Annotated in this window: 19 protein-coding genes; 10 read left to right on the top strand and 9 right to left on the bottom strand. The window is 68.8% G+C overall.

Annotated elements, in window-relative coordinates:
- Positions 1 to 81: 81 nt before the first annotated feature.
- Positions 82 to 834, bottom strand: a complete 753-nt coding sequence (locus tag ACXIZN_RS09340; protein WP_457953691.1) for an alcohol dehydrogenase catalytic domain-containing protein — start codon at positions 832 to 834, stop codon at positions 82 to 84.
- A gap of 140 nt (positions 835 to 974) precedes the next feature.
- Positions 975 to 1,421 (bottom strand): MerR family transcriptional regulator, encoded by a 447-nt coding sequence (locus ACXIZN_RS09335; RefSeq protein ID WP_457953689.1) that lies wholly within the window; start codon positions 1,419 to 1,421, stop codon positions 975 to 977.
- A gap of 66 nt (positions 1,422 to 1,487) precedes the next feature.
- Here ACXIZN_RS09335 and ACXIZN_RS09330 point away from each other — a divergent pair, with 66 nt between their 5' ends.
- The gene (locus ACXIZN_RS09330; RefSeq protein ID WP_457953687.1) at positions 1,488 to 2,285 is read left to right on the top strand and encodes a hypothetical protein; all 798 of its coding nucleotides are present in this window, start codon (positions 1,488 to 1,490) and stop codon (positions 2,283 to 2,285) included.
- Between the two features lie 343 nt (positions 2,286 to 2,628).
- On the opposite strand, the gene ACXIZN_RS09325 is transcribed toward ACXIZN_RS09330, so the two are convergent.
- Positions 2,629 to 3,438, bottom strand: a complete 810-nt coding sequence (locus tag ACXIZN_RS09325) for a PucR family transcriptional regulator (RefSeq protein ID WP_457953685.1) — start codon at positions 3,436 to 3,438, stop codon at positions 2,629 to 2,631.
- A gap of 415 nt (positions 3,439 to 3,853) precedes the next feature.
- Here ACXIZN_RS09325 and ACXIZN_RS09320 point away from each other — a divergent pair, with 415 nt between their 5' ends.
- Both ACXIZN_RS09320 and ACXIZN_RS09315 read left to right on the top strand, forming a co-directional pair.
- Complete coding sequence (locus tag ACXIZN_RS09320) at positions 3,854 to 4,114, top strand: hypothetical protein (protein ID WP_457953683.1); 261 nt, start codon at positions 3,854 to 3,856, stop codon at positions 4,112 to 4,114.
- Between the two features lie 81 nt (positions 4,115 to 4,195).
- Positions 4,196 to 4,732, top strand: coding sequence for an aminotransferase class III-fold pyridoxal phosphate-dependent enzyme (locus ACXIZN_RS09315; RefSeq protein WP_457953681.1), 537 nt, complete (start codon positions 4,196 to 4,198; stop codon positions 4,730 to 4,732).
- 32 nt (positions 4,733 to 4,764) lie between these two features.
- Here the strand turns inward: ACXIZN_RS09315 and ACXIZN_RS09310 are convergent, their stop codons facing one another.
- Both ACXIZN_RS09310 and ACXIZN_RS09305 read right to left on the bottom strand, forming a co-directional pair.
- Positions 4,765 to 5,739: a glycine betaine ABC transporter substrate-binding protein gene (locus tag ACXIZN_RS09310; RefSeq protein ID WP_457953679.1), complete on the bottom strand. Its 975-nt coding sequence runs from the start codon at positions 5,737 to 5,739 to the stop codon at positions 4,765 to 4,767.
- A gap of 28 nt (positions 5,740 to 5,767) precedes the next feature.
- Positions 5,768 to 8,170, bottom strand: coding sequence for an ABC transporter permease subunit (locus tag ACXIZN_RS09305; protein WP_457953677.1), 2,403 nt, complete (start codon positions 8,168 to 8,170; stop codon positions 5,768 to 5,770).
- A 162-nt stretch (positions 8,171 to 8,332) separates the two neighbouring features.
- Here ACXIZN_RS09305 and ACXIZN_RS09300 point away from each other — a divergent pair, with 162 nt between their 5' ends.
- Together ACXIZN_RS09300 and ACXIZN_RS09295 are read left to right on the top strand one after the other, a co-directional pair.
- Positions 8,333 to 8,905: a TetR/AcrR family transcriptional regulator gene (locus ACXIZN_RS09300; RefSeq protein ID WP_457953675.1), complete on the top strand. Its 573-nt coding sequence runs from the start codon at positions 8,333 to 8,335 to the stop codon at positions 8,903 to 8,905.
- Entirely contained in the window at positions 8,902 to 10,059 is a 1,158-nt protein-coding gene (locus ACXIZN_RS09295) for an NADH:flavin oxidoreductase (protein ID WP_457953673.1), read from the top strand. The genes ACXIZN_RS09300 and ACXIZN_RS09295 overlap by 4 nt, the downstream gene beginning before the upstream one ends.
- Positions 10,060 to 10,141: 82 nt before the next feature.
- Here ACXIZN_RS09295 and ACXIZN_RS09290 read toward each other — a convergent pair whose 3' ends face one another.
- Both ACXIZN_RS09290 and ACXIZN_RS09285 read right to left on the bottom strand, forming a co-directional pair.
- Positions 10,142 to 11,206, bottom strand: coding sequence for a DUF4037 domain-containing protein (locus ACXIZN_RS09290; RefSeq protein ID WP_457953671.1), 1,065 nt, complete (start codon positions 11,204 to 11,206; stop codon positions 10,142 to 10,144).
- Between the two features lie 196 nt (positions 11,207 to 11,402).
- Complete coding sequence (locus tag ACXIZN_RS09285) at positions 11,403 to 13,169, bottom strand: pectate lyase (protein WP_457953669.1); 1,767 nt, start codon at positions 13,167 to 13,169, stop codon at positions 11,403 to 11,405.
- Between the two features lie 323 nt (positions 13,170 to 13,492).
- Between ACXIZN_RS09285 and ACXIZN_RS09280 the strand changes: the two genes are divergently transcribed.
- Positions 13,493 to 14,401 (top strand): pectate lyase family protein, encoded by a 909-nt coding sequence (locus tag ACXIZN_RS09280; protein WP_457953667.1) that lies wholly within the window; start codon positions 13,493 to 13,495, stop codon positions 14,399 to 14,401.
- Between the two features lie 60 nt (positions 14,402 to 14,461).
- Here the strand turns inward: ACXIZN_RS09280 and ACXIZN_RS09275 are convergent, their stop codons facing one another.
- Together ACXIZN_RS09275 and ACXIZN_RS09270 are read right to left on the bottom strand one after the other, a co-directional pair.
- Entirely contained in the window at positions 14,462 to 15,055 is a 594-nt protein-coding gene (locus ACXIZN_RS09275) for a hypothetical protein (RefSeq protein WP_457953665.1), read from the bottom strand.
- A 4-nt stretch (positions 15,056 to 15,059) separates the two neighbouring features.
- The gene (locus tag ACXIZN_RS09270) at positions 15,060 to 15,671 is read right to left on the bottom strand and encodes a TetR/AcrR family transcriptional regulator (RefSeq protein WP_457953663.1); all 612 of its coding nucleotides are present in this window, start codon (positions 15,669 to 15,671) and stop codon (positions 15,060 to 15,062) included.
- A 95-nt stretch (positions 15,672 to 15,766) separates the two neighbouring features.
- On the opposite strand from ACXIZN_RS09270, the gene ACXIZN_RS09265 reads away from it, so the two are divergent.
- The 4 genes from ACXIZN_RS09265 to ACXIZN_RS09250 all read left to right on the top strand — a co-directional run bounded on the left by ACXIZN_RS09265 (position 15,767) and on the right by ACXIZN_RS09250 (position 19,589).
- Complete coding sequence (locus ACXIZN_RS09265) at positions 15,767 to 16,621, top strand: alpha/beta hydrolase (protein WP_457953662.1); 855 nt, start codon at positions 15,767 to 15,769, stop codon at positions 16,619 to 16,621.
- A gap of 56 nt (positions 16,622 to 16,677) precedes the next feature.
- On the top strand, positions 16,678 to 17,559 hold the full coding sequence (locus ACXIZN_RS09260) for a LysR family transcriptional regulator (RefSeq protein WP_457953660.1): 882 nt from the start codon (positions 16,678 to 16,680) through the stop codon (positions 17,557 to 17,559).
- 75 nt (positions 17,560 to 17,634) lie between these two features.
- On the top strand, positions 17,635 to 18,549 hold the full coding sequence (locus ACXIZN_RS09255) for an alpha/beta hydrolase fold domain-containing protein (protein WP_457953658.1): 915 nt from the start codon (positions 17,635 to 17,637) through the stop codon (positions 18,547 to 18,549).
- A complete protein-coding gene (locus ACXIZN_RS09250) occupies positions 18,546 to 19,589 on the top strand; it encodes a quercetin 2,3-dioxygenase (RefSeq protein ID WP_457953656.1) in 1,044 nt (347 codons plus the stop codon). The genes ACXIZN_RS09255 and ACXIZN_RS09250 overlap by 4 nt, the downstream gene beginning before the upstream one ends.
- Positions 19,590 to 19,621 lie beyond the last annotated feature (32 nt).

The raw sequence follows: 19,621 nt of genomic DNA, 5'->3' as shown, positions 1-19,621 counted from the left end.
TCACCTTGATGACCACCTTGCCCGAGGCGTGACCGTTCTCGACGGTGGCGGGGGCGGCGGAGAGCGGGTGGACCGCGGTGATCACGGGTGCGAGGACTCTCCGTCGAGGGCCAGCCGGGCGGCACGCTCCAGGTTCGCGCGGTCGAGGCGTCTCTCGACGAATCGGCCACCGAGATCGGGCACCGACATGTCCCCCACGGAAATGACGTTGCGAAGCTCCCGTGCCAATGGAGCGACTGTCCGCAGCGAAGTGCCCCCGGCCAGGTCGACGATCCCGTCGAAGCCCTCCGGAACCAGCTCGCGGGCCACCGCGACGATGTCCTCGGCGGTGTAGTCGATGAACCGCGCCCCGATGGCTTCGGCGTGCTCACGTTTCGCGGTGCTCCCGGTGCCGATCACCCGCAGTTCCCGCCCGATGGCCAGCCGGGCGACAGCGAGGCCGACGCCGCCCCCGACCCCGTTGACCAGGACCGTGGCACCCGCCGGGAGGCCGAGCTGGTCGAGCACGTCCACCGCGGTCGTCCCGGCCACCGGCAGCGTCGCCGCCACGGTCGCGGACAGCACCGTCGTCTCGGCGTAAGTACCGCCGCCGGTGAGAGCGAAGCCGAATACCGCGTCACCCACGTCGAGCCCGTCGACGTCCTCGCACAGGGCGAGCACGGTTCCGGCCGCCTCCATGCCCAGCACGCGGGGGAACGGACGCCCACCGTCGAGCCCGGGGACCAGACCCGAGCGCACCGCGTGATCGAGGGGGTTCACGCCGGCGACGTCGATCCGGATCAGGACCTCACCGCGGCCGGGGACGGGATCGGGACGATCGAAGAACTCCTGCACCTAGGGGCCGCCATACCTGCCGAAACCCCATGCCTCTCCCATTTTCCGCCGCCTCCCGGGTGACCGGCCCGGTGGTCCCGGGCGCTGACGTCATCCTCACCGCTGACATCGGTGTAAGGGGCAAGCGGCTGAGGTGCGGGTCACAGCTGGGGGGTGCGGGCCAGTTTCTCCCGGTGCCTGCTGTTGGCTTCGATCAGCAGGTCGAGGGCGTCCCGGGTTTCGATCAGGTGCGCGATGTCGGCGTCGATCCGGTCGCGCTGGCGCATCATCGCCGTGAACGTCTCCTCGGCGACGCCGAGGTCGTCGGGGATGTCCACGCACGGCAGCACGGTCGCGATCACCTGGCTGGACAGGCCCGCGTCGAACAGTTGCCGGATGAGCGACACGCGCTGAACTTCGGCGTCGGAATAGTGACTCTGCCCCGCGCCGGAACGTGAACTGGTCAGCAGGCCTTGCTCTTCGTAGTACCGCAGGGAGCGCGGGCTCACGCCCGTGCGCTTGGACAGCTGGCCGATCCGCTTCCCGGCCCGATGCCACTGACCGGCAAGCGGCAGTTTTGGCGCGCGGGGGTCACAATCGCTCCGCATTCTGTGACACTTTGACGGGCTGTGTCCCGCAGCGACAGCGCGAGAAGGGAATCTGCTTTGTCCGGAATGCTCAACAGACGCAAGGCGCTCGCTCTCGGCGGTGGTGCCGCGCTCGGCCTCATGGCCGCCGGTGCCGGCACGGCTTCCGCCGCGACGGGATGGATCCGGCTGCCGATCGTCACCGCCAACGTCGGCCGCGACAACCTCGGGGCGCGGGAGGCCGCGATCGACGCCGTCCGCAACTGTGACCCCCTGGTGCGGCCTCTGGTCGGCTGGCAGGAGATCAACGAGGGCGACACCGGTGAGCCCGCGATGATCGACCACTACTTCGGGCCCCTCTACAACAACGCGTTCCTGCGTCACAACTCTTCGTTCCGGATCCCGATCTCGATCCCGCAGCCGTGGGAGGTGGCGAGCTCGAAGACCACGTACGTGCACGGCGGCATCACCGGGGTGACCCCGCCGCGCTGGATCAACGAGGTCGTGGTGCGTCACCAGAACCACCCGACACTCCAGTTCGCGCTGATCAACTCGCATTACATCGCGAACGCCTACAACGGCGACCAGCGCGCCGACCTGCGCGACGAGTGGAACGAGCACAAGAGGATCCACGCCAGTCGCGTGCTCGCGCACCACAACGTCGGGCGCCTGGTCTTCTGGACCGCGGATGTCAACAACCCGAACTACTACAAGGCCACCAGTCTGGAAGCGGAGCGCCGGTGCTTCGGCACGGGGATCGACCGCATCAACTGGCTGGCAGGCAACGGCGTCGTCCAGGAGCAGTTCATCGACACCAAGACCGTGGACATGCGCGTGGACGGGCATGACGCCCGGGTCGCCGTCTTCCAGGTCCGCCTGGCCTGACGGCACGCACGGGCCGGGCACCCGCCCGGCCCGTGCCATGGCTGAAATCTCGAGGGAGCAGAGACGCGTCGAGCAGTCGAGACCGGGCCGACGGCATCGAACAGCGCACGGCCGACCACCCGACTACGCGGCACCTACCCGCTCTCCGGAACAGCTCTCCCCCATCTGGCCTGAAATCGTTGCCGACGTCGAGGTGCTCCGCGACGCGGAGTCACCGAAACGCCGAGTATCCCCTGGACCGGCCCCGATTCCGCCCGGTCATCGCGTTCGCGGCGCTGTCCGGCTCGTCCCTGCCACGCGTTCCGGGATCTGAAGCACAGGCGAGCTCAGCTGGGGCCGGCCATCATGATTTCAGGCGCGAGGTCCAGTACCAGCAGTGCGGCCGCGACATGGGTGGGGTTGTTCTCGACCTTGACGACCGAGAGCTCGTTGGCGCGCGAGACTCGACGGTGTTGCGGTGGGCGTAGAGGTTGGCGGCCGCCCGGGTGGTGTTGAAGCCGCACTGCACATAGGTGAGGAGTGCCTGCCGTAGTGCGACGTCGGCTTCGGCCAGCGGCCCCAGGGTCTTGAGGACGAACCTGCGCGCTGGCGCGTCTTTCGTGAGGGCGTCGATCAGCTCGACGTCGGCGTAGGCCGTGAATCGCCGGTCGGATCGGAGCCGCACGATCAGCGCCTGGGCCGATAGAGCGTCTTGGTGGCTGGACCTGAACCCGTCGAGTCCGCGTCCAGGCCTTCCCACCGCTACGCGAACCTCGTCCGCCGTCGCCACGATCTTTTCGGCCGGGTGCAGGTCCGGGGTGTCGGCTCCCGACAGCCATATCCAGCGCGATGTGGTGCTGACACGGGCGACCAGCGTGCTGCGGCCTTCTTCGGTGGAGCGCAGGGCCGTGATCGCTTCGTCCAGCGCGCCCTGCCGATCGGGATCGTCGATCCACAGCACGAGACCCACGTGCCACCGCGCCATCCGGTAGCGCAGGCGTTCCTCGGCGAAGTCCTCCGCCATCGGCGCCCCGCTGGCGATCATCTGGATCAGGGCGATCGCCTCGGCGTCCGCGTTGCCCATCGCGGCGGCGAGGCTGACTTCGCGGAGGGTCGTGACCGAGTCGAGGGCGTACTGCATCAGCGCCTTCGCCGACACGTCCAGGACGTCCACGAGAAAGGTCCCGGTCCGCGCAGTGCGCCGAGCATTCCTCCAGCCACCGGCGCCAGCCGATCCCCAGCGCCGCCCGCCATCCCGCGGCGAAGTCGGATGCGATGCCGCGGGCCACGAGATCGCCGATGTAGGCGGTGATCCGCGGGCCGATGTAGGGCTCCACCCGCCGCCCGGGGTGCTGGATGTTCGAGGTCAGCCATTGGACGAGATCCGAGTGGTTGAGGTCGCGATCCTCCTCGCCCAGCGATGCGTCCCGAGAGTACGGCCGAGTCGTACTGCACCCGGCGCGCGGACGCGGAGAGGGCGTCGGCCAGTACTTCCGCGTCCGGCAGGAGTCGCTGGCACACAGACCGGATCGCCTCGGCGGCTTCGGGGGTCGGCGGGGGCCACAGCTCTTCCATCCCCGGTGCCGTACGTGACCCAACAGCTCGCCGACTACATCGTCGACGGTGAGATGTCGGACGACCTCGCCGGCATCTGGTCGAACACCTCGAAGTACCCGCCGTCGATGTCACTGCTGCTGCAGCCGCTCGTCATCCGAGCCGTCTGGGCGCTGGACCGGTTCAACGACTTCTTCAATGGCAGCAAGACACTGCCCGGCGAACGCTCCGTCGTCGCAGGCGCGAGAACTCCTGAAGCTTTTGAGCAGCGCCCGATCTGCGACAGTGTGGTGTGAGATCGCCACCCGCTACGACAAGACCGCCGAGTCCTCGCCTCCCTGTGCGACCGGCACGGCGTCGTCCTCATCTTCGACGAGGTGATCGCCGGATTCCGCATCGCGCGTGGCGGTGCGGCCGAAAAGTACGGCGTCCTCCCCGACCTGTCCGTCTTCGGAAAGCCGATGGCCGGAGGATTCACCCAGAGCGCCGTCGTCGGACGAGCGGAACTGATCGATCAGGTGACGGCCGGCGTCGTCCACGCCGGCACCTTCAACGCCAACCCGATCGCGCTCGCAACCGTCGAAGCGACAATGCGCGCCCTCACCGACCCAGCGATCTACCGGATACTCGAAGAAGTCTCCTCCGAGTTCGACACCGTCGTCGGCGGCACCCTCGGTTCGGTTCCCGACGGCGGCAGCTTCAACCGCGTCGGCTCACTCCTCCAGTACGTCCCACCGGGCGCGGCCACCGGACTCCACGGCACCGGCGGACTCTGGACCACCATCCTGAAAGGAATGCTGCACCACGGTTTCCTGTTCATGCCCTCCGGCAAGGTCTTCCTCAGCACAGCCCACACCACGTCCGACATCGAGGCCACAGCTGAAGCACTCGAAAAACTGCTGCACCAGTCGTGAACACCGAAACCGGCCGCGATCCTGCCGCCGGTTCAGCTGATGAAACCCCCGGCCTTGAGCCAATCGTGGGCGACCGTGGCGGGCTTCTGGCCGTCGACGCTGACCTTCTTGTTCAGGTCCGTGAGCGTCGCGGTGTCGAGCTTCGCGGCGATCGGCGCGAAGACCTGCTCCAGCTGCGGGTATTTCTGGGCGAGCGGGGTGGCGATCGTGATGGCGGGGTTGTACGTCGGGAAGAAGTGCTTGTCGTCCTCGAGCACGGTGAGCTGCTGCGCGGCGACGCGTCCGTCGGTGGAGGCGACCGAGCCGAAGCCGCACGGGTCCCCCTTGCCGATGCTCGGGTAGACGACGGCGTCGTTGAGCAGGTGCACCTGCGGGTCGGGCAGGGTGAACCCGTAGGTCTTCGCCAGGCCGGGGAATCCGTCGTCCCGGCTCTTGAACTCCGGGCCCATACAGGTCGAGGCCGCGGCCGGATCGCGTTTCACCAGGGCCGCGTAGTCGGACAGCGTCTTGACGCCGGTCCGGGCCAGTGTCGCCGGGTTGCCGGCGAGGGCGTAGGTATCGTTCGCCGGCGAGCGTGCCCACCAGGTGACGCCGTTGGCGATGTCGGCTTGTTTGACCGCGTCGTACTGCGCCTGCGGGTCGCTGATCGGCTTGGTCTGGTTGAGGTAGCTGATCCAGGCGGTACCGGTGTACTCCCAGTACAGGTCGACCGCGCCGCTGGTGAGCGCCTGGCGGACGTTGCTCGAGCCGGTGATGTTGGTCTTGTCCTGCGGACTCGCCCCGGCCGCTCGCAGTGCGACGATGGCGATCTGGCCGAGCAGCAGCTGCTCGTCGAATTCCTTGGAGCTGACGCGGATCTGGGCGCCGTTCAGCGCGTCGATCTTCTTGATGGATCCCGCGCCCACCTGTGCGCCGGTTTCGTCCTTGCCGATCGTGCAGCCTGCCGAGAGCGCCGCCGCCGTGACGAGCGCGAGCACCGCGGCGGTCGCGCGCTGGAGCATCCGCATGGGTTGGTCCTCCTTGAGGTCGGTCGAGCTACATGCCGCGCGGGTGCAGGATCTCCTCGGCGACCAGCCCCAGCCAGTCGACGAAGAGCGCCAGTACGGCGACGATGACGCCGAAGGTCAAGCTCAGCATCGGGCGGTACAACCCGATTCCCGCGACAAGCCCGCCGCCGAGGCCGCCGCCGTCGATGAACGTCGCCAGCGTCGCGCTCGCGACGGTGAGCACCAGCGCGGTCCGGATCCCGGCGAGGATCACCGGGACCGCGAGCGGCAATTCGATCCGCCACAGGATGGCCGTCCTGCCCATGCCCATGCCTCGCGCGGCGTCGACGAGGGTCGGGTCGACGCCGTCGAGCCCGACGATCGTGTTGCGCAGCACCGGCAAGGTCGCGTAGACGACGAGCGCCGTCACCGCCGTCGCGGTGCCCGTGCCGATCCAGAGCGCGAGCAGCACGACGAGCCCGATCGACGGGATCGCCTGCCCGAGATTGCCCAGCCCGAGCCCGATCGGCCTGGCCCAGCGGGCGCCGGCGCGGGTGAGCAGGATGCCGAGCGGGAGGGCGATCGCGATGGTGCACGCCGTCGAGATCGCGGTGAGCCGCAGGTGCGCGCCCAGTTCGGTGAAGATCTCGCCGGCGTTGAGAAAACGCTGCTCGATCGAGTCGAGCGGATGCGCACGCACGATCAGGAAGAGCGTCAACAGGACGAGGCTCAACAAAGCCGGGCGCACCAGAAGCCCGAGCCGCCGCCGTCGAGGCCGCGCGGGCTCCTTGGTGTCCGGAACCACGACAGGCACCTCCGCGGCGGCCGGGATCGCGGGCGCATCGTCAGCCAGGCCGAGCGCCGCGACGAGGCTGGACACGTCGCACACCCCCAGCGGCCGCGCGGTGCTGTCCTCGGTGACCACGACCGAGGTGCTGCCGGTCCGCACCATCACGTCCAGCACGTCCCGCAGGCTGACGTCGGGCCGGACCGGAGGCAGGCCGTCCGACCCGGCCGCCTGCCGGAGCTCCAGGTCACCCACCCGGATCAGCGCGAGCCGCTTCAGGTTCCGCTTCGGGCCGACGAAGCTCGCGACGTAATCGTCCGCCGGCGTGGCGAGGATCGCCTGGGGCGTGTCGTACTGCGCGATCACCGATCGAGGTCGCAGCACGGCGATCCGGTCGCCGACCTTCAGCGCCTCGTCGAAGTCGTGCGTGACGAACACGATCGTCTTGCGCACTTCCCGTTGCAGGCGAAGGAACTCGTCCTGCAACCGGGCGCGTGTGATCGGGTCGGTGGAGCCGAACGGCTCGTCCATCAGCATGACCGGCGGGTCCGCGGCCATCGCCCGCGCCACCCCGACGCGCTGCTGCTGACCGCCGGAAAGCTCACGCGGGTACCGGACGCCGTGCTCGCGGGTCAGGCCGACGACGTCGAGCAGCTCGCGCACACGGTCGGCGACGCGTCGCCGGGTCCAGCCGAGCAACCGCGGCACCACGCCGATGTTGGCGTCCACGCGCAGGTGCGGGAAGAGCCCGATCTGCTGGATGACGTAGCCGGTGTTGCGGCGGTGTTCGTCGAGGTCGAGCGCCGACACGTCGGTGCCGCCGATCGTGACGACGCCCGCGGTGGGCTCGACGAGCCGGTTGATCATCCGCATGGTCGTCGTCTTGCCGCATCCCGAAGGACCGGCCAGCACGACGATCTCACCCGCGGGGATGCGCATCGTCAGGTTTTCGACCGCCGGCACCGCTCGCCCGGGGTAGTGCTTGCTGATGTCCCGCAACTCGATCGTCTCGCCGCCCATTCCGGTGGCTCTCCCCTTCGCCGCCGGAGCCACCTCTCGGAGGGCGCGGGGACGTCGCCGTGTGGTCAGCTTGCCGACCACCACGAAGGCCAGGTCGAACAGCAGCGCCAGCACCATGATCCCGAGCGTTCCGGTGAGGACCTGGTTCAGGGAGTTGACCGAGCCGAACCGGCCGAGCCCGTCGAAGATCTGGTTGCCGAGGCCGGGGCCCTTGACATACGCCCCGATGGCCGCGATGCCGATCGTGATCTGCGTCGAGACCCGGATACCGGAAAGGATCACCGGCCAGGCGAGCGGCAGCCGCACACGGAACAGCAGCCGCAGGCGGCCGAGACCCATCCCGCGCGCCGCGTCCACCACGGCCGGATCGACGCCGCGAAGCCCGACGATCGTGTTGCGCGTGATCGGCAGAAGGGCGTAGAGCACCAGCGCGAACAGGACATTCGTCAGCCCCAGCCCGAACGGGCCGATCAGGATGCCCAGCAGCGCGATCGACGGGACGGTCAGGAACGCCGCCGTCGTCGTGGTCGCCATCGCGCCGAGCCAGCGCCGACGGTAGGTGAGCAGGCCGATCGTCATGCCGACCAGCACGGCGAGTCCCATCGCCGCCAGGGTGAGATCCACGTGCAGGATCGCGTCGTTCACGACGTCGATCCAGTTCTCCCGGAGGTACTCCGACAGGCTCAGGGCGGCACTCCTCGACGTCGCAGGAAGAAAATCGCCGACCACAGCCCAACATGGCGGCGGGGTTCCTGTCCAGTTCAATCAGTGATTGAACTGGTGATGGAAATATGGTGTGCTGCACGAATGCCCAGCACCGACGCCACCACCCGGGAACGACTGCTGACCGTCGCCGAGCGACTGTTGCTGGAATCCGGGCACGACGCGGTGTCCGTCCGCGCGATCAACAGCGCGGCCGGCATGAATCCGGCGGCCGTGCACTATCACTTCGGGTCGAAGGACGCCTTGATCGCCGCGCTGCTGGAGGCCAGGCTCGCGCCGGTGTGGCAGCGGCGGCTCGACGAGATCACGGAGCGGCGGCGGGGCGGTTGGGTGCCCACGGTGGCGGAACTGGTCGACCTCGTCGTGACTCCCCTCGCCGAGCTGGCCGCGGACCCGGTCGGGCGGCTGCGGTTGCGGCTGCTGGCGCGGTTCGTGCTGGGACGGCGGGAGCAGGCTTGGACTTCGCGGTGGTTCGGGCTGGGGCCGTGGATCGAGCTGCTGCGGGACGCGCGGCCGGAGCTGTCGAAGGCGGGTGCGGCACACCGGTGGCTGCTCGCCTTCGGCCTGGTGCTGCAGTTCTTCGCTGACGAGATGCCAGGCGAGGTGCCCATCGGGACGCTGCGCGCGTTCCTCACCGCGGGCTTGGCGGGGTCATGACCGACGTCTTCGCGCCCGCGCGGCTGGGTCCGGTGCGGCTGCGCAACCGGATCATCAAGGCCGCGACCTTCGAGGGAGCGACCCCGGACGCCGTCGTCACCGATCGGCTGATCGAGTTCCACCGGCGGGTTGCCCGCGGTGGCGCGGGGATGACGACGGTCGCGTACTGCGCCGTGTCCCCGGAGGGCCGGACCGACCGGCACCAGATCTGGATGCGCGACGAGGCCGTGCCCGGGCTGCGTCGCCTCACCGACGCGGTGCACGCCGAGGGTGCGGCGGTGAGCGCGCAGATCGGGCACGCGGGGCCGGTCGCGAACGCGGCGTCGAACCGGTCACCCGCGCTGGCGCCGGGGCGGTTCCCGAATCCGCTGGGGATGCGGATGACACAGGCGGCCACGGAGCACGATCTGAACCGGGTCGTGCGCGCACACGCGACAGCGGCGCGAGTGGCGATCGACGCCGGCTTCGACGCTGTCGAGATCCACTTCGGACACAATTATCTGGTCAGTTCGTTCCTCAGTCCCCGGTTGAATCGCAGGCGTGACTCCTACGGCGGATCGCTCGAGAACCGGGCCCGGCTGGCACTGGAGATCGCACGGGCGGTCCGGGACGTGGCAGGCGACCGGATCGCGGTGACCGCGAAGCTCAACATGGACGACGGGGTGCCGGGTGGGTTCTGGCTGGACGAAAGCGTGCGGGTCGCGCGATGGCTGGAATCGGACGGGTCCGTCGACGCGCTGGAACTGACGGCGGGCAGTTCGCTGCTGAACCCGATGTACCTGTTCACCGGTGACGCGCCGGTGCGGGAGTTCTCCGCGCGATTCCCGCGGCCGTTGCGGTGGGGCGTCCGGGCGGCGGGTGGCGCCTTCCTGCGCAGTTACCCGTTTCAGGAGGCGTACCTGCTGGAACGGGCACGCCAGTTCCGCGGGACACTGGACCTGCCGCTGATCCTGCTCGGCGGGATCACGCGGCTGGAGACGATGGAGCAGGCGATGGCGGAGGGCTTCGCGTTCGTCGCGATGGCGCGGGCACTGCTGCGCGAACCCGATCTGCCGCTGCGGCTGCGATCCGGGGCGCGCTCGCTGTGCGTGCACTGCAACAAGTGCATACCGACGATCTACCGCGGGACGCACTGTGTACTGGAGGCCCGGTGACGGCGGCCAGCAGGCGGATTCTCCCGAAGGAGACGTTCGAGCTATTCGGCGGGACGACTGCGTTACGGCGGAGAGTCGCCGGTCAGAGGCTGGGCCCCGCGATGTAGCGGCGGCGCAGCTCGGCGTACCCCCGATCGGTCACGGCGGTGCTGTCGACGTACTGGTCGATCGCCCCGACCGTCGGCAGCGCCCTGACGGCCGGGTCACCGATCGTCGAGACAAGGGCGTCGGTGAACCGGTGCGCGTCCAGAACCCGGAACGGCCGATCGTGGAAGTAGCGAACCGTCGTCTCCAGCGGCTCCGTGAGACCGAGATCGTTGTGCAGGCCCGCGGCGATCTCGTATGCGGGAGAAAGGTGTTGCTCCCGTTCCTGCCAGCTTCGTGCGGACAGAGCGCCGGACAGGTGCGGAGTCAGCGCCTTGGCGCAGGGCAGCGCACCGAACGCGGTGCCCAACCACTTGCTGTAGGGCGGATACACCCGGTTCATCATCAGGCACAGCTTCATCAGGTCGCGGACCTGGCGCGCGGCGACCACGTCCGAGCCCAGGTCGTCGCCGACCTCACCGCAGCGGCCGACGAAGGGCTCCTCCTGGGACAAGCGCATCCACTGACAAGCCAGGACATAACGCCACACGTCGTCCGGATACCAGGCGAGGTGTTCCCGGTAGCGCTCCAACAGGCCGATCCCGTCGTGGAAGACCGCACCACCGGTCAGTTCACGCAGTACTTGGGTCGGGACCGTCAACCAGGCCGAAATCGGCAGGCCGCCGTCCGGGTCCGCGCCGAGTTGCTCGGTGAAGAAACCCTGTAGATCCGTGATGTCCACCCAGTGCCGGGCCGGCGCGTCCGAGGGGAAGGCGAAGCGGACCGGGTAGCCGCGGAACTCGACCGGCAGCTCGCGATCGAGCAGGGCGTCCAGATCGTCGACGCGGGCATGGAAGTCGTCACCGCCAAGGAAAAGCTGCATCCGCGGGCCCCAGGCATGGTCGGTGGAACGCACCGTGTCGAAGCCCTGCACCTCCGAGCCCCACCCGATCAGCGCCGCCGAGTACGGCACCTCGTCCAGCGCCTTCGCCACAATCGGGGCGACGACCTCGGTATAGAACAGCCGGGACAGCTCAAGCCCGGGAAGGAACGATCGTGTCACGTCCGCCACCCTCGCAGGGGTGACGAACGAGAGGCAATCGATATTCGACGGCGGCAGGCACTAGGTTTGCGGGCGGCAACCCCGGTTTCGGCCCGTCCGGCCACGCGCGCGATGCTCGCCCGGGCCGGGTCCACCCGACCGGAACGGAACTCGGCGCGGTGTACCCGGACTCGTACGACGGCAAAGATCGACCCCACTACGTTAGGGCGGCGGCCCAGGAGATCAGCTTGCCCATGTTGGCCACATAGGTACCGGTGCTGATCACCGGCGGCCGCTCCTTCGGCCGGTACGGCGGCTCCTCGGGCGGGTTGAGCGGATCGAAGGGCGAGGTGTCGTACAGGTCGCCCACGTGCTTGCTCATATACGCCTTTCCGGCGTAAGGCGTGGCCGGCGAAGGACCGCGATACGGGTTGGTGATCGCGTCGGCCGGGGTCAGCCAGTAGTCGTTGCCGCCCAGCCCGTCGGCCAGCGCCTTCGCCTCCGCGTCCGACACGACCGGCAGCTGTGACGGCGCGCCGAGGAAGAGGTCGGTGAGCTGAGGCTCGCGCGGGGTGAAGTAGCGCGGGAGCGGGACCCGGACGCCGCCGAGCGGCGAGCGGGCCTTCAGGTCGGCGACCTGCGCCGGGGTGAGCGCGCGCAGTTGCTCGTAGGTGGCGCGCAGGGCGGCGGTGCCGATCACGCGGCCGCCGGAATAATGGCTCAGCGTCGCGCGATGGTCGTTGTCGGTGTAGTAGGCGCCGTTGCGGACGTTCGAGCCGAAGCGGTGGACGAACCGCGCCCGGTTGGTCTCCAGATCCACGAACGTGGGATGGGTTCGCCCGGCCAGCAACGGGTTCTCGGCGTGCTGCCGCGCGGTGAGCGGACAGCTGTCCAGCCAGGCGATGGCTTCGGGAACACGGTCGAGGAACCCTCGATCGCCGGTGAGCCGGAAGTAGTGGAACAGCTGCTGCACATTGGTCTGTGTGGTGTGCGTGGCCAGGGCGCGGGGTTCGTAGGATCGCGCACCCGCCGGAGCCCCTGCCGGCCTGCCACCCGACGCCCTGGCCAGGTGCTGCAACGCCCAGCCCGCCTGCGGCCCCGGCTGCTGCAGGCGGCGCAGGCAGTCCATCGCACGCCGGATCGGCTCGGCCAGCCCCGGTTTGTCCAAAGTGGACATGCACATCAGCAGGAACTTGATGTTCTCGCCGAGGACGTCGTCGTTGAAGGTGACGTGGCCGGTGTAGTCACCGTCCTCCATGCCGTGCCGGATGCCGGTGGGTAACCACGGCGGCAGCACCTCGGGCCACGGCGTGTCCTTCACCGCCCCCGCGAACCGCGGGAAACGCTGCGGCCAGCCACCATCGGCGACCCCTCCGCGGATCTGCGCCTTCACCACGAAGCGCAGGGCGCGATCCAGCGCCGCGCCGAATCGGTGATCGCCGCGTTCCAGGTAGAGGCGCAGCATGAACTGAGCCGCGGAGGACGTGCCCGCGTCGTCGAAAGTCGCGTTGCCGTAATAGTGCTGGAACTCCTCCAGCCGCCAGCCGTTCGCGCCGACGGTGTCGTACCACTGGCGCAGCGACTTCGTACCCGCGAAATCGTGCACGTAGTTCCAGCCGCCGACCGGTAACTGGGCGGCCGCCAAGGCGAGGCCGGTGCGCGAAGCGGCGCGGTAGAAGGATTCGTCACCGGTGGCGTGGTACGCGTCGAGCAGGCTGTGCCCGATCGACGGCGTTCCCGGCGGCTGCACCCAGCACATGGTGCGGTTGGCCGCCATCTCGCCCCAGGTCTGGGACCGGTCGGGCAGGTAGCTCCAGACATAGGCTCCGCGATAGGAGAGCTCTTCGTCGAGGAACGCCGCGGCCCGGCGCATGGCCTCCGGAATTCCCGGCACGGCGGCCTGAACGGCCTGGTTTCCACTCGCGAGGACGGCCACCGGCACAGCGGTGGCGAGGAGTCCGAAGCTGCGGCGCGTGAGGTTCATGATCACATCTCGATTCACATATCTGAACGCCATCCACACTTGTAAACGCATCGTGATAGCTGGGAGCGCTCCCGTCAAGCCCGGGTCGTCCGCCTGGAGCAATATCGGTGAATCGCGGTGCGGCTGGCCTCACGATTCATCAGTGTGAACCGGGAATCGGCGATCGAGGGTTGACGTGACGTCGGTTCGTTGGTCTCCTGTTCTCGGCACTTCGCCATCGGATCCGAATAAATCCTTTTAGGACATTCCGTTTTCATCGACCGCAAGGAGGCGGCGTGATGAATTTGCGTCCTTCTCGATTCCTTTCGATTCTGACTTTGACCGTGATCACTTCGACGGCCGTGGTGACCACCGGCGCCAATGCGGAAATCTCCGCGCAGGCGGCACCGATCGGCTGGGCGAGCCAGAACGGCGGCACCCAAGGCGGCGGTGGCGCGACGCCGATCACCGTGACCTCGGCGTCCGCGCTGAGTTCGGCGATCAGCGGAACCACAGCGGCGGTGGTGCGGGTCTCCGGCACCATTTCCTGCTCCGGCATGCTCAAGGTCGGGTCCAACAAATCCATTCTGGGTAACGCGGGCGCGACGATCGACGGCTGCGGCCTGACCTTGAGCGGATCCAAGAACGTGGTGATCCAGAATCTGTCCTTCCGGGACTGGGACGACGACGCGATCAACATCGAAAAGGCGTCGACCAACGTGGTCGTCGACCACAACACGTTCACCAACGGATACGACGGCGCCGTCGACATCAAGCGCGCTTCGGACTTCATCACGGTGTCCTGGAACCGCGTGCACGGGCACGGCAAATCGATGCTGCTCGGGCACAGCGACGACAACGGGAGCCAGGATACCGGCAAGTTGCGGGTGACCTATCACCACAATTACTTCGACGGCTCGGGGACGCGGCATCCGCGGGTGCGATTCGCCAATCCGGTGCACGTGTTCAACAACTACTACCGGGACAACGAATACGGTGTCGCGTCCACCTGCAACGCCGGCGTACTGGTCGAGAACAACCATTTCGACAACGTCGGCGAGCCGACGCTGGTCGGCTACGCGGGTTCGCCGGCAGGCACCCTGGTGCAGCGCGGGAACCTCTTCACCGGATCCGGTTCACCGGAGGCGAGCGGCACGGTGGCCAAGATTCCGTACGCCTACAGCCTCGAGCCCGCGAGCGCGGTGAAGGGCACCGTGACCGCCGGAGCGGGAGCGGGCAAGATCCTGCCCTGACCGGCCGCCGCCCCGGAGCCCGCGCCGGGGCGGCGTTCCGGTGGGTCAGGAGCGTTCCGATCACGCTTCGCGATCGTGCAGGGAGGCCCGCATTCGAGACAGAGCCCGCAAAACGTCGTCGCGGTTCTTCGCCGATTTGATCCAGGAGGGAAGGCGGCTGGCCAGACTGCCGTTGCGGTTCGGAACCCGCTCGCGGATCCCGGCCGCGACATACCGTTCCAAGTAATCCAGGTGTGCTTCGTGGTAAGCCCAGAGAGTCTCCCCTTTACACGGGGCCTGTAGCCACAACTCAAGACCGCGATACCGGGGAACCACCGGAACAGACGGAGAACACACCGCCGACACCGGAATAGCCGTCTCGGCCCGGCAGTGGCGGCAAAGCACGCTGAGCGCGCGCGGCCGGGCGCGCCGCCATCGCCGCAGCCGTTGCGCCATCGGCCGTCCGCAGTTCCCACAGCGGCCGTTGGCGAAGAGCTCCAGGCGGTCGCCTGCGGCGCCACCGCGTCCGTCCACTGAGGCGTACCCGCACCCCGTGCAACTCACCCTCGTGTCGGTGGCCACCGCCCGGCCGGCACATCGCGGGCAGCGCACCAGCACCTCGCCCGGACGCAGATAGAACATCGGCTCATCGCGATCAGCAAACCGGTCGGACATTCCGTCACTCTGACATACCCCGGCGTCCAGGGCGTGTCCGCGGAATGGGTTCGCCCTTCCTCATGCGCAGGATCAAGGCGACCGCGTCCCGCGAGTGGCCTTGCGGAGCCAGGACCTCCTGAAGGAGCAGGCCACGAATCGCGGCGATGGTGACGGTGGCCGTGGTCAGCGCTTCGTCGGCGTCGAGTCCTTCGCGTTCCGCGAGTGAGGCCAGCATTTTGGCCAGGTCGTCGAGCGAGTCGATGAACTCACGGAAGTCTCCCGGGCTGTAGGCGGCCAGCCCGACGACGTGAAAGAAGCCGCGGACTCGTGACAGTTGCTCCGGGCTGGTGTAGGCCCGCCAGATCGCCATGACGAACTCGTCGAAGGTGCCCTGCCGGGCGGCCTCGAAAAGCGCCTCGTTGTCACGAGATCGCTGCTCCTTGAGCATCGCCGCCAAGACTCCCGGGAGTGACCCGAAGTGGTATCGCAGGAGGGCGTGGCTGGTCTCGGCCCGGGCGGCGATCTCCCGGAGCGACACCTCCGGAGAGGGAAGCGCCTCGCCGAAGGCGTCGAGAAGCCGAGCCAGGAGGCGCTCGCGTGCGTCGCCCTTGCGTTCCGCGCTTGACAAGATCACTCCCACAGTTTATCCATTGGAAAAGAAGAGCCGACAGTACCGTGCCGCGTGTCACACACGTTCAGGCAGTCGGCGTTGAATGTGAAGGGCCTTCGATGAGCACCATGTGGCAGGGCTGCCTTGCCGATACCGACTATTTCGAGCTGCGTTCGGGCGGAGGGCACGACTACGGCGTCTGGGTCACCACTCCCCCGGGGTACGACCCCGCCACGACGCGAGCGCCTGCCGTGTACGTGCTCGACGGCAACTGGGCCGTGGGTCAGACGGCTCCGCTCATCGTCACCCAGGCGGATCCCATGCAGCGGATCCAGCCCTACATCCAGGTCAGCGTCGGCTACGCGGGCGAGGAAGCACAGCACTGGGATCGGCTGCGCAACAGGGACCTCGTGCCACCTGGCGAGCCCATCGCCAAGGAGCTCGTCGACGCCGTGGAGATGGGGGTTCGAATGGGCGCGAGGACCCGTGAGGAATCCGACGCCTACCTCGCCGAACTACGCGACACCCACGCCGACGCGTTCCTGAGCTTCCTCACCACGGAACTGCACCCGCGGATCGAACGCGACTACGGCACCGCCACGAGCGGTCACGGCCTTTTCGGCTACTCCTACGGCGGCCTGTTCAGCCTCTACACCTGGCTCACCGGCTGCACGCTCTTCGAGAGCATCGGTGCGGGCAGTCCCGGCGTCGCCAGTGAAGACAGCCAGGTCTTCGCCCAGCTCCAAGCGCTGGGTGAGCAGGCCGCCAGGCTCCACGTGACCCTCAACGAGCAAGAGTTGCTCGGAGACCTGGCCATCTACCAGAGCCTCACGAAGAACACGGCCGCTCTCCTGCACCGCCTCACCGCACGCGGCGAAGCCGTCACCAGCGCGGTCCTGCGCGAAACGCACGTGACCGGCCTGCAGGCTTCGTTCCTCAGCTACCTCAGGACCTGCCGTGCACCGGGTGGGTGACCTCGCCCGCTCTACGATCACCTTCGGGAGGACCGCCTGCTGACCGGCGGACAGCCATGGACCTCACGATTCATCACCTCCGGTGCTTCCTGGCCGTGGCGGAGGAGCGTCATTTCGGCCGCGCCGCCGCCCGGCTGCACCTGAGTTCGTCCGCGATGAGCGAGCAGATCGCCGCGCTCGAACGACGGCTGGCCCGCACGCTGTTCCAGCGCACTTCCCGCAGCGTCGAGCCGACCGAACACGGCCGGGAGCTGGAGCCGCGGGCACGGGAGGCCATCGCGGCCATGGACGAGGTCCTGGCCTGGGCACGGAAGACGACCGACGAGCCGGGCGTCCGGGTGGGCCTGATGGTCTCCAGCCCGAGGTTCCGCCGGATCATGGCGGCGGTCGCGGACGAACTGCCGCGGGTGCGGTGGCAGATCCGGCAGCTCGGTTTCCTCGGCTGTCACGACGCGCTCGCCGGTGGCGAGGTGGACTGTGCGTTCGTCGCCGAACTCGGCCGGAATCCGTCGCCCGCGTTCGAATCGTTGCCGTTGTGGGAAGAACGGTGCGTGCTGGTGGTGCCCGACCGGCATCCGCTCGCCGCGCGGGAATCGGTACGGCTGGCCGATCTGGACGGCGAGACCTTCGTGTCCGTCGAGGACGAGACGGCCGCGCGGCACTGGTCTTCGCCGCTCACCGAGGCCGGCATCACGCCTCGATTGCTGCCGATCGCCAGGAACTTCGAAGAGGTGCTCGAATTGTGCGGCGCCGGGCAAGGCGTCAACGTCGCCGGGGAATCCGCGCCCGAAACCTACGCGCGGCCGGGCCTGACGTTCGTGCCCATCGCGGACTCCCCGCCGGCGACGACCTACCTGTACCTGCGCCGGGAACGCCGCTCCGGCGCGCTGGAGCGTTTCGTCCGGATCGCCATCGAACTCGGTGACGCGCCAGGCTGATCATCCGGATCCGCCGAACGATCGTGCGGATGATCGCGCTGGTATGTCGTGGGGCCGCCGACGAAGCTTGCGGACATGGCATCTCGCTCCTCGCCCCCGTCCGAAGCGATCCGCGTGGACACCGACGTCGTCTTCGCCCGGCGGGACACCGGAGACCTGCTGCTCGACCTCTACCGCCCGGTCACCGGCGGCACGGTCCCGGTTGTGCTGTGGCTGCACGGCGGCGGCTGGTTCGCCGGCGACCGGACGCTGGCGCCCGACCTCGCAAGGCACGCCGTGGCCACCGGCTGCGCGATGGCGAGTATCGAATACCGGCTCTCGTCGCAGGCCTTGTTCCCCGCCCAGCTGCACGACGTGCGCGCCGCCGTCCGGTTTCTCAACGCGCACGCGGGGCACTACGGTCTGCGCCCCGGGGCCGTCGGGCTCTGGGGCGCGTCGGCCGGTGGTCATCTGGCCGCGCTCGCCGGGCTCACCGGGCACCTCGCCGAGGTACCGGGTGAGCGGGAAAGCGGTGTCGTACCGGTGAAAGCGGTGGCGGTGTCCTATCCCCCGGTCGATCTCGCCGAGGTCGTCGCCGACGCGGAGGCGGCCCGCCCTGGGCTCGACGCGGAGTCCACTCCGGAGGCACGGCTGCTCGGCGGGCATCCCGCGCGGCTGCCGGAGCAGGCCCGGCCGGCGAGCCCCCTCACCTGGATCAGCCCCGGCGCGCCTTCGTTCCAAATCTCCCACGGCACCGCCGACGTGCTGGTGTCCCACCGGCAAAGCGAACGCCTGCACGCCGCGCTCGTGGCCGCCGGCGTGCCGAGCGAACTGCACCTCCTCGACGGCTACCGGCACGGTTTCCTCAATCCTCCCGGCCGCCTCGACGTCGCACCCGGCCGGGTGATGGACGACGGCAGGCTGGCGGCCGAGGGCGAACAGGCCGCGTTCGGCTTCTCCGATGTCCACGACTTCTTCCGGAAGCACCTCATGACAGGAGAAAACCGGTGACCACTCCCGATCCGGAGACCATGCACGGAATCGCGCCCGTGGTCGGCGCCCTTCCCGGCGAACCGGTCCCCTACTACCTGGCGAGCGGCGAGGGCCAGCGGTTCGAGACCGGCGGTCTGTTGTGGACGGTCATCGCCCGGACGCGCGACACCGGCGGCCTTTTCGACGCGGCGTTCGTGCTCGGCCCGCGAGGAGCGGAAATCCCGTTCCACAGCTTCACCGAGCACCAGCGTTCCTTCTACGTCTTCGAGGGCAGCGCTCAGTTCTGGCTGCCGGGCGAGAGCCGGGTGCTGGTTCCCGGTGACTCCGTGCACGTCCCGCCGGGAACCCCGGTGGCCTGCCGCATGCTGAGCCACCTCACGAAGGTGCTGCAGTACTCCGCCCCCGGCGGCGCACTGGACGGGCTGTCCGAGGCGGCGAACGTCGAGCGACACCTCTACGCCGCGGGCGCCACGGTCACCGGCGAAGCGCCGTCGAAGGCGACGCGGCACGACCTTCCCCTGGTGGCCCCGAGCACCGAATGGGACGACACCCTGCCAGAGGGAACCGAGGGCTACTTCCTGCGCTCCCGCACCGGAGAACGGCGGGGCTGGCCGGACGCGGTGAACTCGTTCCTGGCCCGCGGCCGCAACACCGGCGGCCGCTATTTCGCGGTCAACACCCTCGCCGCGCCGCAGCCGTACGTCATCCGGCATTTCCACCGGCGGCACACCGAGAACTTCCTCTGCCTCTCCGGCCGGATCTGGCTGTGGGTCAACGGCGAGGAGATCCTGCTGACCCCCGGCGACTTCCTGCACGCGCCGGCCGGGGCCGTGCACAGCTTCGCCGTCACGGCGCACAACACCCAGCTGCTCGGGCTGCTCACCTCCGACATCTTCGAGCCGTTCTTCGACGTGACCGGGGTGCCGACCGACGACCACGTGCACACCGAAGGGCTCATCGACCCGTCGGTGGTCGTCGGCGGCATCCGGGCCAACCCGGACCTGGACGTGGTCGTGGTGGGCGGGCCCCCGGATCGGATCCGTGCCACCGGGCTGTAGCCGCCGGGCGATCTGTCAGGGGGTCGAGCGGG

Source organism: Amycolatopsis sp. TRM77291, assembly GCF_054166285.1.
This window is presented reverse-complemented; position numbering and strand designations above follow the sequence as displayed.